Here is a 13,188-nt window from a genome sequence, read left to right on the forward strand (position 1 = left end):
GGCAGGGGATGCATCCAGGCAGGGCATTTTTTTTCGCTGTGCTGCATCGTAGGCCGAAGGAGCGAGCGTCGTCGCTCTGCCTCAAGCCTCTACAATCTCAAAGGAGTGCGTAATTTCAACACCGCCTTTGACAAGCATAATGGACGCACTGCAGTACTTTTCGGCGGAAAGCTCTACGGCACGTGCAACTTGCTTCTCTTTTAGCGCTCGGCCTGTGACCACGAAGTGAACATGAATTTTGGTGAATACGGCAGGCACTTCATCGGCGCGCTCAGCATCCAATTCGGCAACACAGTCGGTCACATCGGCACGGGCTTTATCGAGAATATTCAGGATATCAAACGCCGTGCAGCTGCCCATGCCCATCAGCAGCATTTCCATGGGGCGAGGCCCGGTATTGCGGCCGCCGTGGTCGGGTGGGCCATCGATCACAACGCTGTGCCCGCTGCCCGACTCGGCGATAAATTGACGGCCATCCGTCCATTTTACCCTTGCTTTCACGTGGCTCTCCTTATCTTGGCGATGACAGGTAAGTCGCGCAGCATAACATTTCTTTGCCTGGGCGCACTGTTTGAATCCCCTCTCTGGGCCTTCTTATAACGAGGGGGATTTATTGGCTTAAAAAGTGCTCCAGGGCGGCAAGGCGTTCGGGCGTTCCTACATCAACCCAGTGTCCTGCGAAGTGTTCCCCTGACACCTGCTGTTCATTCATCGCATTTTTTAATAGTGGCGCGAGCGCAAACGCCTCGGTGGGCTGGCCAGCCAACAGCCTGGGATGAATAATGCTGACACCGGCATAGGTATAGCGCTGTGCGCCTTGATTAAGAACGCGCCCCTTATCCAGGGAAAAGTCGCCTTCAGGATGATGGTCAGGGTTATTCACCAGTATCAGGTGCGCTAGATCGCCCCTGTTTAGCTGAGTGTTGGCGGGCAGGTAGTCACACCACACATCACCATTGACCAGCAGAAAGGGTTCCTCGCCCAGCAGCGGTAGCGCCTTTTGAATGCCTCCGCCCGTTTCAAGCGGCGTGGCCTCATGGCTCCACTGAATATTGACACCGTAGGCCCGGCCATCGCCTATCGCTTGAATGATTTGCTCGGCGCGATAGCTCACATTAATAATGACGTCTTCAATACCTGCCCGCTGAAGCCGCTCCAGGTGATGAACGATCAGCGGCTTCCCTGCGACCGGGAGCAGGGGCTTGGGGCAGTGGTCGGTTAACGGGCGCATTCGCTTGCCTAAGCCGGCCGCTAATATCATCGCTTTCATGGATGCTCTTCCGCCAGGCGTTGCAGAATGGCTGGGCGCAGCGTGAGCCTTACCCAGTTGGCAAAGGCGACGTGTTCGGGCAGGCCTTTCAGGCTATCTTCAAGGTGATCCAGGAAGTGGGGTAAGCGTGCCAGGTAGCCCTGTTTGTGGTCACGTAGCGTTAACCGACAAAAAATGCCCAACACTTTTAACGAGCGCTGAGCGGCCATGGCGTGGCACTGGGTAATAAAGTCGGCCTCTGTTAGTACGCTGGACAGGCGCCCATCGCTGCGGGCCTGGCGATAGAACAGGGTGGCCAGTTCAGCGAATTGGGTCGCATTAAAGCGCCAATAGCGGCCTCGCAGCAAGGAAATAACGTCGTAACTAATCGGCCCTGCCACGGCGTCCTGAAAGTCGATCATATATAAGCGGTCATGGTTGATCATGATGTTCATGGCATCAAAATCACGGTGAACGCTAACCGTCGGTTGTTGAAGCGCCCGGTGAATAAGGTCTGTGCGCAGTGCCTCCCAGCTGGATGGGCAAGGTAGCGTCAGCCACTTATCCATGCACCACTCAGGGAACAGGTCGAGTTCACGAGCCAATAGCGCAGCATCATAGTCGGGAAGTGCGGTTGGGCTGGCCCTGTTTTGCAGCTCGGCAATCAAGCCCAGAGCTTTTTCATGATACTGAATCACCGCGGCACTATCGGTAAACCGGTCCTGCATGGGGGTACTGCCTAAATCGTCCAGCAGTAAAAAACCGTCGTCTAAATTCGCGGCATAAATTTTGGGAACGGGTAAGCCCGCCGCGTACCAGCGGTGGCCAATGGTAACAAAAGGGGCTGAATCCTCTTGAGCAGGCGGTGCATCCATGACTATTTGGGTGTCGCCATTAGGTAGTGTTAGACGAAAATAGCCCCGAAAGCTGGCGTCGCCGCCCGCTGGAGAGAGGGTAATCAACGCCGGATTTAGGCTGTTTTGTTCTGCGGCCCATCGGGTGAGGGCATCAATCCGTAAAGAGGACATGCAAGCTCCTTGCTGGTCGGGCATCATGCGGGCTGTATAATACCTATTCTGGATGCCAAGGATAACGAACATGGGCAAGCGATTTTCGCGCATCATACCGGTTGCGCATACGCTGATGGGCAGTTTGCTCGCTAGCGCCTCGTTCTCGGTGGTGGCTCAGAATCAAGCGCTGCCCGCACAAGCGCTTGACTGGCAGGCCTGGGAAGGAGATGAAGCGTCACAACAGTTGTGCCGTGGCCGGTACGTGATGCCCAGCTACCGGTTGCCTGTAGAGCAGAACCCGGAAACGCTGTCAGTTGAAACCCAGGACGTAGATTACGCCGCCGATGGCGAGGCATTGCTGCGAGGCGATGTGGTATTGCGACGTGGTAATTCGGAATTAGAAGCCGAACGCATTTATTTACCCGCAAACCGTGAGCAGGTGGATGCTGAGGGTAATCTCGCTTTGCGTGATGGCCAAGCGTTGGTGCGTGGCGACAGCGCCACCTTAATGCTCAATGAAGATCGCGCGAGTGTGCGTAACAGCCACTATGTGCTGTATGAAGAGCGTTTGCGTGGCCAGGCAAGTCAGCTTGAGCAAACAGGCGAGTCTCAGTATCGCTTGCGAGATGCCACCTTTACGACCTGTGAGCCCGGCGCCAATACCTGGGAGCTGGTGAGCAGTGATATACGCCTAAATCAGGAATCGGGGTTTGGTACCGCGACGCATGCCCGCTTAAAAGTAAAAGACGTGCCTGTTTTTTACTGGCCGTGGTTGCGCTTCCCTATTGACGACAAGCGTCACACGGGGCTGTTGTCCCCGGCTATCGGGTTTTCGTCAGATGGATTTAATTACGCACAGCCGTTTTACTGGAATATCGCCCCTAATCACGACGCCACCATTACGCCGCGTTGGATGAGTGACCGTGGGTTGCTGCTCAACGGTGAATACCGCTACCTGTTTTCGGAAAGCGAGGGAACCATTGAGGGGGGCTACTTAAGTAGGGACGACGGAGGTAACAGTGGTAGTGACCGCTTTGCTGGCGAAACCCGTTGGTATGTCGATGCGCGCCATGCGGGCCGAGTCAACAGCCGCAGCAATTATCGGTTGCGCTATGGCGCTTCCAGTGACGGCCGCTATTTCGACGACTTCGGTGATGAGTTTGGAGGGAGCGACCGCGTAAGCCTTGAGCGGCTTGCCCAGATAGATTATCAGGGTGACCAGTGGTATCTCGATGCCAGGGCGCAAGGCTTTCAGCGCCTTGAAGACCCGCTTAGCGACTCTGATAAGCCGTTCTACCGCTTGCCCAGTTTGACCGCGAATTCCAGTTGGCAGCTAGGCAGTGGCTTCTTCAGCGAATGGCGCTCCAACGCGACCTATTTTTGGCGTGACGTGGATGAGCGGCTGGTGCCGGAACGCGAGGCGGCAACCGGCACGCGTCTACACTTAACGCCGGCCGTCGGCTGGCGCGAAGAAAAGCCCTGGGGATATATCGAACCACGGGCTGAGCTTTGGTATACCGCCTACGAGTTGGACTACGGTGACCGTGAAACGGAGCGCAATACCTCACCAAGTCGAACTGTGCCGGTGACGTCGGTGGATGGCGGCTTGGTATTTGAGCGTGAATTGGAGCTTGGAAATCGCGGCTATCGGCAAACGCTGGAGCCGCGGTTTAACTATGCCTATGTGCCCCGCAAGAACCAGACCCAGCTACCCGATTTCGATAGTCGTGAGCGGGCTTTCTCATGGGACCAGCTGTGGTCGCCCCACCGCTTCTCCGGTGGAGATCGGGTCGGCGATCTTAACCGTGTGTCAGTGGGTGTGCAGACGCGCTTTATCGAAGATGACAGTGGCCGTGATCGGCTAACATTCGGTATCGGGCAAAGTCTCTATTTTTCGGACCGCCGTATTGATAGTGACGGAGATCCGGATACCCTGCCAGCGCGGCCAGAAGAAGACCCTTACGTTAACCCGCAGCGTTACTATCAGGCCACGCGTGATCGTTCGCCTCTGGTAACCCGGCTGGACTGGCAGATCAATGATCGCTGGAGTACCGGCTACGAATGGCTTTACGATGATCACCGTGAAAAGACGGAACGCACTCGCTTTGACCTGCGTTATCGGCACCCTGAAGGCCATGTAGTGAACCTGGGTTACCGTTGGGAGATCGAAGGCTTCGACCCTGATACGTTACCAGGCGATGATGGCTTTCGTGATTACAACCGCGAAGAGTGGGACGTGTCATTTGCCTGGAAAACCAGCCCAAGGGTGGATCTGATAGGCCGGTATCTTCACGACCAAACCAATGATCGTGCGCTTGAAAAATTGGCAGGGGTACAATGGAACGACTGCTGCTACGGCGTGCAGCTTGTTTGGCGCGAGTGGGTGGATGACAACGACACTGCGCGTGTTGCAGATGACTTCAACGATCGCGGGCTATTTTTACGCTTTGTATTCCGTGGCTTGGGCGGCGTTGGCCAAGAGGCTGACAGCTATTTTGAACGGACCATTCCGGGTTACCGTCCTACTCCCTTGTAACGACGTTCTTGAATGGCGACTGAAAGAGACTTTTTATGAAAACCAGAAATATGCTGCTAGCTCATGCAAAAACGATGTCGGCCGCAAGCGTTATCGCGCTGTGCATGGGCGCAGGCACGCTTGCCGCTCCACTGGTAACGCAAGCGCAGAATTTTGAGTCCACCCAGCGCCAGCCGATCGATAGCATCGTTGCCGTGGTTAACGATGGCGTTATTATGCGCAGTGAACTCGACGATCGTGTTGCTCAGATAGAGCAGCAAGCGCAAGCTCAGGGAGGCTCGCTTCCGCCAGGCTCTGCGCTTCAGGCGCAAGTGCTTGAACGGATGATACTGGATGAAATCCAGTTACAGCTGGCAAATCGCAGCAATCTAAGCATCGATGATACCGAGCTGAACCGTCAGCTGCGTACGATTGCTGAATCCAACAACATGACGTTGGATCAGTTCGCAAACGCGGTAGAAGCCGATGGCATGACGCTAGCTGAGGTGCGTGAAGACATTCGTCGTGAAATGTTGATGCGCCAAGTGCAGCAGCGCCAGGTTGGCCAGCGCGTATCGGTCAGCGACCGTGATGTTCAGCGCGTGCTTGATCAACAGGGCAATCAAAATAGCGATCAGGCGTTTGTCGAAGAGATCCGCGCACGTCACGTACTGGTTGAGCTAACGCCAACGCGCAGTGAAGAGCAGGCGCGTGCCCGGGCTCAGGAGGTGCGTCAGCGTTTACAGCAAGGTGCTGACTTTGCCTCCGTAGCACGTGAGTTTAGTGACGACAGCGGTAGTGCGCTTAACGGTGGCGAGCTGGGTTGGGTGCGTCCTGGCCAAACCGTACCGGCGTTTGAGGAAGCATTGCAGACGCTGAACGTTAACCAAATCTCCGAGCCAGTGCGCTCACAGTTCGGCTACCACGTAATTGAAGTTGAAGAGCGTCGTCGTCAGAACGTGACCAATGAGAGCCGCCAGGAGCAAGTGCGTCAGGCCATTTTCCAGCGCCGCGCCAATGAAGAGCTGCAAGTCTGGCAGCAGGAAATTCGCGCGGAAGCCTTTGTGGATGTTCGCCTTTAAATGAGCCAAATCGCTGACCTTCCGCTGCTGATTACCACGGGAGAGCCTGCGGGTATTGGGCCTGAGCTAGTGCTTATGCTGGCCGTACAGGGCCACCTACCGGCGCAGGCCGTCGCCATTGGTGATGCCGATATGTTGCGCCAGCGGGCCGCTGCGCTAGAGCTTGATGTGGCACTGGTGGAAACAAGCCCAGGCCAGGAAGTAGCCGCTTGCGCGGGGCAGTTACCCGTTTGGCCCGTAGCGTTGAATGAGCCCGCAACGCCTGGCGTGCTTAACCCGGCCAATGCAGGGTATGTGCTTGCCACGCTTGAGCTGGCCGTGGCTGCCTGTCAGGCAGGCCAGGCGGCCGCCATTGTCACCGCACCGCTGCATAAAGGCGTCATCATTGAAGGCGGCTACCCAGGGTTCACAGGGCATACAGAGTGGTTGCGTGATGCCTGCGGTGTTGATGAGGTCGTGATGATGCTGGCAACCGATGCCGCGTTACACGCCAACGCACCGGACTGGCAAGGCAGTGGTGATCTTCGCGTTGCATTGGTCACCACACACTTGCCGCTGCGCCAGGTTGCCGATGCGATTACCGTCGCGCGGGTAACCCGGATTAGCCGCTTGCTGGCCGATGATCTGGTGCATCAGTTTGGTATTGCCTCGCCGCGTATTGCCGTGTGCGGGCTAAATCCTCACGCGGGCGAAGATGGCCATTTGGGCCATGAAGAGCAAGAGACGATTATCCCCGCGCTTGAATCCCTGCGTGCGCAAGGGCTGGATATTCAAGGCCCTTTTCCTGCCGATACGCTGTTTACGCCTCGCCACTTGGCGGGTGTTGATGCCGTGCTGGCGATGTACCATGACCAGGGCTTGGCCGTGCTTAAGTATGCTGGCTTTGGTCAAGCTGCTAATATCACGCTGGGCTTGCCGCTAGTGCGTACGTCGGTAGACCACGGCACCGCGCTTGACCTCGCGGGTAAAGGCGTGGCTGACCCTGGTAGCTTGCGCGTTGCGCTATCGCTTGCTCGGCGTCTTGCCGAACAGCGCGCCCAAATGGCCCGCCAGGCGTAACGCCTCCACGATTGAAAAATACCTCCAAGGAATTCTGTTAGATGTCTCAAGTGCCCCAGCAGCACCGTGCTCGCAAACGCTTCGGTCAAAACTTTCTACGTGACCTGGGTATCATCTCGCGTATTGTGCGCTCTATTGGGCCGCGGGAAGGCGACCGTCTTGTTGAAATTGGGCCGGGCCAAGGCGCGCTGACCGCGCCACTGCTTGAGGCGGCAGGGAAGCTTGAGGTGATTGAGCTGGACCGCGATTTGATTCCTGGCCTACGCGTGCAGTTCTTCAACTACCCCGACTTTATTATCCATGAAGGCGATGCGCTGAAGTTTGACTTCGCGGCGCTGAAAGGCGATGGCCCCGCCCTGCGCGTCGTCGGCAATCTGCCCTATAACATCTCAACACCTCTGATCGTGCATCTGCTCACGGCCGGTAATGCGATTGCCGACATGCACTTTATGCTCCAAAAAGAGGTCGTTGAGCGGCTGGCTGCCCAGCCAGGCGGTACGGATTGGGGGCGGCTTTCTGTGATGGCGCAGTACTACTGCCACGTCGACCAGCTGTTTATCGTACCGCCCGAGGCCTTTGTACCCCGGCCTAACGTCGACTCTGCCATTGTGCGCCTCACACCGCACGCAAGTTTGCCGCACGTAGCCGACGACCCGGCACTCCTGTTTGAGCTGGTAAAGCTAGCCTTTGGCCAACGCCGTAAAACCTTACGTAATAACTTGAAAGGACGCGTCAGTCCTGAAACGTTAGAAGCGCTGGGTATTGACCCCACGCGCCGCCCGCAAACGCTAACGGTTGCTGAGTATGTAACCATTGCTAACCGTGTGGCTGCTGATGAAAGGCCAGGTAGTGATGGGAGTGAAAACGGGTGAGTGGTTTAGCTATCGACGTCAGTGTAACGCCTGAATATTGTGCCGAAGAATCCAGCGACGTGGAATCACGCTACGTATTTAGCTATACCGTGACGGTGCATAATCAAAGCCCGCATAGCGTACAGCTGATGGCACGTTACTGGAAAATCACCCAGGGCAACGGCGATAGTCAGGAAGTGCGTGGCAAGGGCGTGGTCGGGCAGCAGCCATTGATCGGCCCCGGTCAGCGCTTTCGCTATACCAGCCGGGCGATTTTGCAAACACCGGTGGGCGTGATGGAAGGTGCCTATACGTTGTTGAACACCTATACCCAGCGTGCCTTTGAAGTGCCCGTAGCGCCTTTTCGCTTGGCTGTGCCGCGTCAGTTGCACTAACGTTAGTGATCGCCATCGCGAATACTGCGTTAAAGCATTGTTGAGTTCAGTCTGACGGCCAGACAGTGCTGGTTTGGTATGGGGCTCTTGCCAGGACAGGCGCTCAGAGCGCAATCGTACACCGCGCAGCATGTGTAATGTGCGCGTTTTAATATGCATGTTTAATGCCCTCGTTTATATAAGGCCCGCGCATGAGTACCTACGCGATTGGCGATTTGCATGGCTGCTACGCCGAGTTTATGACGCTACTTGAAGCCCTGAACTTTAATCCCTTGCACGACACATTGTGGCTGGTGGGCGATGTGATCAACCGTGGGCCAGGCTCCCTTGAGTGTTTACGCGAAGCGCACGCACTGGGCGGCTCGGTACGCTGTGTGCTGGGCAACCACGACTTTCATCTGTTGGTGGTCGCGCGTGGCGGCGGCAGGCAAAAAAAGCACGATACCCTCAACGATATTCTTAATGCGCCAGATCGCGAGCAACTGCTGGATTGGCTGCAGTGCCAGCCGCTTGCAGTGCAGCAAGGCAATACCCTAATGACGCATGCCGGTTTGCTGCCTCAGTGGCGCATAGAGCAGGCTGTCGCTTATAGCCGTGAGGTTGAGCAAGCGCTTGCCAGCGAGCAGTCAGGGCATTTCTTGACCGAGCTTTTTGGTAATCAGCCTGATCGTTGGCGAGAGGACCTGGAGGGAATGGACCGGCTGCGCTTTATTGTTAACGCTATGGCACGTATGCGCTTTATTGACAGCCAAGGGCGGCTGGAGTTTGCTGCTAAAGAGGGCCTCGCTAGCACCCCGCCTGGCTTTGCGCCGTGGTTTCAGTATGCCCGTGACGACGACCCTCACCTCCTGTTTGGACACTGGGCCGCGCTAGAAGGAAAGACGCGGGGCGCCAGGGTTCGGGTAGACGCGTTGGATACGGGCTGCGTGTGGGGTGGGACGTTAACCGCGCTTAATATAGATACCGGTGAGCGAATGAGCGTACCCAGCCAGCAACGAGGAGGGCGGTAGTAATGGCGCACTCAAATGATCCGCGCATTGCCGGGCTGGACGTATACCGCGTGGGCGGCGCTGTTCGCGATGCGCTGCTGGGCTGGCCAGTGTATGACAACGACTGGGTGGTGGTGGGCGCTACTCCAGCGGCTATGCGCCAGCGCGGCTTTAAGCCGGTGGGGCGAGATTTTCCAGTGTTTTTGCACCCTGATACAGCGGAGGAGTATGCGCTGGCGCGTACGGAGCGAAAAACCGGACACGGATATTCGGGGTTTGAAGTGCATGCCAGCCCCGAAGTAACGCTGGAAGAGGACCTGCTGCGTCGCGACCTGACCGTGAATGCCATTGCACAACGGGTCGATGGGCCGCTGATTGACCCCTTTGATGGCCAGAAGGATATCGAACAACGCGTGCTGCGGCATATTTCCTCTGCGTTTGGTGAAGACCCGCTGCGGGTGCTGCGTACGGCACGTTTTTTAGCCCGCTATGCGTCGCTGGGGTTCTCTATCGCCTCTGAAACCCTGGCACTGATGACCGAGGTTAGCCGCAGTGGTGAGCTTGAGCATTTAGCCGCTGAACGAGTATGGGTCGAAACCGAAAAAGCCTTGGGTGAACCCAGCCCCGAAGCTTACTTCACGACGTTGGCGCAGTGTGAGGCGCTGGCAATATGGTGGTCGTTCTCAGCAGAAAAACTGCAGAGCGGCTTGGCCGCACTGCAGTACGTGCCTGACGATAGCTCAACGCCGCTGGCACATTGGCGCTATGCATTACTGGTGAGCGTGCTGGATGACGCGGGTCGCGAGGCATTGGCGTCAACGCTACGTTTACCCAATGCCGTAGCGCAGTTGGCACGCTATGTCGCGTTGACCCTGTCGCTGCTAAAAGAGCCTTTAGAGGCGATAGCGGTGCTGCATTGGCTGGAACGCCTGGATGGTTTTCGTAAGCCTGACCAGGTCGCCACACAGCTCACGTTAGTCGGTGTGATTGAAAGTGCCGGTGTTATTGAAAAAAATTATGCCCAGCCGCTACAGGCTGCTTGGCTGGCGGCACGCAGCGTTAGCCCGCAGGGGCTCATCGCTCAAGGATTCAAGGGGGCTGAATTAGGCCAAGCGCTACGTAAACAGCGCCAGCAAGCAGTCAGTGATGCGTTAAGCGAATGATTAGCCAATCAAAAGAGGTTTAGCGAGCCTGGGACGTACAGAACGCAGGCTCCGCGTGCGATATCCAGGCGCTACCCCAGGTAAAGTCTACCGCCCAAAGCCGCTGATTTCCCAGCGAAAAATTATTCCAAAGTGTGGCGTAAGGCGTGTTGCAAGCCGGGTGCCGTTCGTTAGGTAGCAGCTCCGCCAAGGGCTGTAACACGAATGCGCTTTCGGTCATTTCGGCGCGGGGCAGTGCAACACCTTCAACGACGCCCTGCAGGTTGCCCACCGTTAGCAGGTCGATATCCAGCGTTTTAGGGTTGTATTTGTCCAAGCCCTGCTTACGGCCATGAATAATTTCCAAAGCCTTGGCCCATGCCTGTAATTCACTCGGCGACCAGTTACTTTCGAAGGCCACGACCAGGTTATAAAAATTACGGGTATCGCTAAAACCAACCGGCTCGCTTTCAAAAACGCGCGAGACGTTTAAAGGCCCGAAGGTATCGAAAAGTGCATCGAGACACAGGCGGATATGACGCACAGGATCAATATTGCTGCCTAAACTGACGGTAACCAGGCTCATGAGATTATGTCCTTGTGGCCTCCAGTAGCTCGCCACGTGTAATTTCAAGGCCTACGCTCGCCGCTTGCGGCACCGCGCCGGGTTTACGCACCCGCAAGCGTAACCAGGTAATGGAAAACTCGCTGCGCAGGCAGTCAGCCAGGCGTTCCGCGAAGGTCTCCACCAGCGCGAATTGATGCGTGTCAGCGAATCGTTGGATACGCTGGCAGATAGCCGCATAGTCTAGCGTTAAGCTTAAATCGTCAGTAGCGGCAGCCGGGCGAATATCGGTCGCCAGGGTTAAGTCCAGGCTAAGCGACTGTTGAATGGTGCGCTCCCAATCGTAAACACCAATCACGGTGTCTACCTTGAGTGCTTCGATCAAAATGCGGTCCACAAGCTCTTCCTCGGCGACAACAAGCGGGCGATTGTACGTTAGGATGAAACGAAACGACAGTAGGATGGAAAAGGCGCCATGGCGTGGTTAGTGTTCGGCTATTTAAGCGGCAGTTGGCTGGCAGCGATTAGTGTTTGCCGGATAGCGGGAGTGGGCGATCCTCGTCGCTGTGGCTCCGGTAATCCTGGTTTTTCTAACGTGTTACGCCTTTATGGGCCGCGCCTGGCGGGCGCCACGCTTTTGCTGGATGCGTTAAAAGGCGTACCCATAGTGCTTGCCAGTAAATTAATGGCGTTACCGGTCAGTTGGCAGGGGCTGATTGGGCTGGCGGTATTACTGGGGCATAGCTACCCGGTATGGTATGGATTTCGTGGTGGAAAGGCCGTCGCCAGCGCGCTGGGCGTGTTGCTGGTGCTGACCCCGGGTGTTGCACTGGTGAGCGTGGGGGTGTGGACCTTGCTGGCGTGGCGCTTAAAAACCGCGGCAATGGCTTCCTTGTTAAGCGCGCTGGTGGCGCCGCTTGCCTGTATCTGGCTGGCGCCTGCTTATGTGGGCGTAGTGGGCGGCTTGAGCCTACTGGTGCTGCTGCGTCATGGGCTTAATATTCGCAGATTAAGACGCGGCGATGAGCCGCGCCTGGGGCGTCGCTAATTATTCGGCGTTGGGAGGCGTCAACTGATCAAGCGGCCAGCGCGGCGTAGCCTGCATAACGCCATCCTTGTCCTGTTCACCAGCGGCCAAGCGCTGGGCGCCCACGTACGCGATCATGGCGCCGTTATCCGTGCAGAACCGGCCACGAGGATAGTAGGCCTTTGCCTGACGTTTTTGACACTCAAGTGCCAGGCGCTCACGCAACCGGTGATTGGCGCTCACCCCGCCAGCCACCACCAGCCGTTTTAACCCCGTTTGGTCCAGCGCCCGGCGGCATTTGATGACCAGTGTATCGACCACGGCTTCTTCAAAGGCGCGGGCCACATCAGCGCGCGCCTGCTCGTCAAGCTCGCCAGCCGCTTCCAACTGGCGTATGGCCGTTAAGGTATGCGTTTTTAACCCTGAGAAACTGAAATTAAGCCCCGGCCGGTCAGTCATCGGACGTGGAAAACGAAACCGTTTGGGGTCGCCCTGTTCGGCAAGCTTGGCCACCAACGGGCCGCCGGGATAAGCAAGGCCGAGCATTTTAGCGGCTTTATCAAACGCTTCACCGGCTGCATCATCAACGGATTCACCCAATAGCTGATAGCTTCCAAGTCCTTGGACTTCGACCAACTGGGTATGGCCACCAGATACCAGTAGGGCCACAAAAGGAAACGCTGGTGCATCGTCTTCCAGCATGGGAGCGAGTAGATGACCTTCCATGTGGTGCACGCCCAATACCGGAATGCCTAGTGCACGGGCCATACCGTGGGCCGTACTGGCACCTACCATGAGCGCGCCTACCAACCCCGGGCCTGCGGTATAGGCAATACCCTCTAAATCGTTTCTTGTCAGCTTGGCATCACTTAACACTTGCTCAATCAAAGGGAGCAGCTTGCGCGTGTGGTCCCGTGAGGCAAGCTCGGGTACCACGCCGCCATACTCGGCGTGCATGGCAATTTGGCTATACAGCGCATCGGCCAGCAGGCCGTCGCCCCCTGAGCGGGAGGTGTCATAAAGAGCAACGCCAGTTTCGTCGCAGGAAGTTTCGATGCCAAGCACACGCATAGGAAGTCTCTACAGAGGGCTAACAGATTGCATAAGGCAAAATTTTAACATGTCTAACGCCCATAAAGGTGGCATTGATTACACAATGTCAGGGGTGCAGTTTGCAATCATTGCCAACCACGACTAAACTATCGTGCGCTGTAAAAACTGGGTCGTACGCTATGTTCTTCGCAATAATGCGATGATGGTGTACGTACTTTCGAACTCAAGACTCCTTAAGGTAGGTGAGTGCT

General features: G+C 56.6%; 14 protein-coding genes. 8 read left to right on the top strand and 6 right to left on the bottom strand.

Annotated elements, in window-relative coordinates; translation table 11 throughout:
• Positions 1–81: 81 nt before the first annotated feature.
• From FKN99_RS08775 to FKN99_RS08785, 3 genes are all read right to left on the bottom strand, one after another.
• Entirely contained in the window at positions 82–501 is a 420-nt protein-coding gene (locus FKN99_RS08775; protein WP_087112043.1) for an OsmC family protein, read from the bottom strand.
• Positions 502–610: 109 nt separating this feature from the next.
• On the bottom strand, positions 611–1,270 hold the full coding sequence (murU, locus tag FKN99_RS08780; protein ID WP_172117504.1) for an N-acetylmuramate alpha-1-phosphate uridylyltransferase MurU: 660 nt from the start codon (positions 1,268–1,270) through the stop codon (positions 611–613).
• Positions 1,267–2,277 (bottom strand): aminoglycoside phosphotransferase family protein, encoded by a 1,011-nt coding sequence (locus FKN99_RS08785; RefSeq protein ID WP_172117505.1) that lies wholly within the window; start codon positions 2,275–2,277, stop codon positions 1,267–1,269. The genes murU and FKN99_RS08785 overlap by 4 nt, the downstream gene beginning before the upstream one ends.
• Positions 2,278–2,347: 70 nt before the next feature.
• Here FKN99_RS08785 and FKN99_RS08790 point away from each other — a divergent pair, with 70 nt between their 5' ends.
• The 7 genes from FKN99_RS08790 (at position 2,348) to FKN99_RS08820 (ending at position 10,313) form a co-directional block, all read left to right on the top strand.
• The gene (locus tag FKN99_RS08790; protein WP_172117506.1) at positions 2,348–4,795 is read left to right on the top strand and encodes an LPS-assembly protein LptD; all 2,448 of its coding nucleotides are present in this window, start codon (positions 2,348–2,350) and stop codon (positions 4,793–4,795) included.
• A gap of 35 nt (positions 4,796–4,830) precedes the next feature.
• Positions 4,831–5,856 (top strand): peptidylprolyl isomerase, encoded by a 1,026-nt coding sequence (locus FKN99_RS08795; RefSeq protein WP_172117507.1) that lies wholly within the window; start codon positions 4,831–4,833, stop codon positions 5,854–5,856.
• On the top strand, positions 5,857–6,915 hold the full coding sequence (pdxA, locus tag FKN99_RS08800; protein ID WP_172117508.1) for a 4-hydroxythreonine-4-phosphate dehydrogenase PdxA: 1,059 nt from the start codon (positions 5,857–5,859) through the stop codon (positions 6,913–6,915).
• A 41-nt stretch (positions 6,916–6,956) separates the two neighbouring features.
• Complete coding sequence (gene rsmA, locus FKN99_RS08805) at positions 6,957–7,787, top strand: 16S rRNA (adenine(1518)-N(6)/adenine(1519)-N(6))-dimethyltransferase RsmA (protein WP_172117509.1); 831 nt, start codon at positions 6,957–6,959, stop codon at positions 7,785–7,787.
• Positions 7,784–8,161, top strand: a complete 378-nt coding sequence (gene apaG / locus FKN99_RS08810; protein WP_172117510.1) for a Co2+/Mg2+ efflux protein ApaG — start codon at positions 7,784–7,786, stop codon at positions 8,159–8,161. Before rsmA ends, apaG begins: the two co-directional genes overlap by 4 nt.
• A 191-nt stretch (positions 8,162–8,352) precedes the next feature.
• Positions 8,353–9,171, top strand: a complete 819-nt coding sequence (locus FKN99_RS08815; protein ID WP_172117511.1) for a symmetrical bis(5'-nucleosyl)-tetraphosphatase — start codon at positions 8,353–8,355, stop codon at positions 9,169–9,171.
• Positions 9,172–9,173: 2 nt separating this feature from the next.
• The gene (locus FKN99_RS08820) at positions 9,174–10,313 is read left to right on the top strand and encodes a polynucleotide adenylyltransferase (RefSeq protein WP_172117512.1); all 1,140 of its coding nucleotides are present in this window, start codon (positions 9,174–9,176) and stop codon (positions 10,311–10,313) included.
• Positions 10,314–10,332: 19 nt separating this feature from the next.
• Here the strand turns inward: FKN99_RS08820 and folK are convergent, their stop codons facing one another.
• Both folK and folB read right to left on the bottom strand, forming a co-directional pair.
• Positions 10,333–10,878: a 2-amino-4-hydroxy-6-hydroxymethyldihydropteridine diphosphokinase gene (gene folK, locus FKN99_RS08825; protein WP_172117513.1), complete on the bottom strand. Its 546-nt coding sequence runs from the start codon at positions 10,876–10,878 to the stop codon at positions 10,333–10,335.
• Between the two features lie 4 nt (positions 10,879–10,882).
• Positions 10,883–11,254 (bottom strand): dihydroneopterin aldolase, encoded by a 372-nt coding sequence (gene folB, locus FKN99_RS08830; protein WP_172117514.1) that lies wholly within the window; start codon positions 11,252–11,254, stop codon positions 10,883–10,885.
• A 78-nt stretch (positions 11,255–11,332) separates the two neighbouring features.
• On the opposite strand from folB, the gene plsY reads away from it, so the two are divergent.
• Positions 11,333–11,905: a glycerol-3-phosphate 1-O-acyltransferase PlsY gene (gene plsY / locus FKN99_RS08835; RefSeq protein WP_172117515.1), complete on the top strand. Its 573-nt coding sequence runs from the start codon at positions 11,333–11,335 to the stop codon at positions 11,903–11,905.
• Here plsY and tsaD read toward each other — a convergent pair whose 3' ends face one another.
• Positions 11,906–12,955, bottom strand: a complete 1,050-nt coding sequence (gene tsaD / locus FKN99_RS08840; protein WP_172117516.1) for a tRNA (adenosine(37)-N6)-threonylcarbamoyltransferase complex transferase subunit TsaD — start codon at positions 12,953–12,955, stop codon at positions 11,906–11,908.
• Between the last annotated feature and the right edge of the window lie 233 nt (positions 12,956–13,188).

This window comes from Halomonas hibernica, from assembly GCF_013183775.1.
Classification (GTDB): Bacteria; Pseudomonadota; Gammaproteobacteria; order Pseudomonadales; family Halomonadaceae; genus Vreelandella; species Vreelandella citrativorans.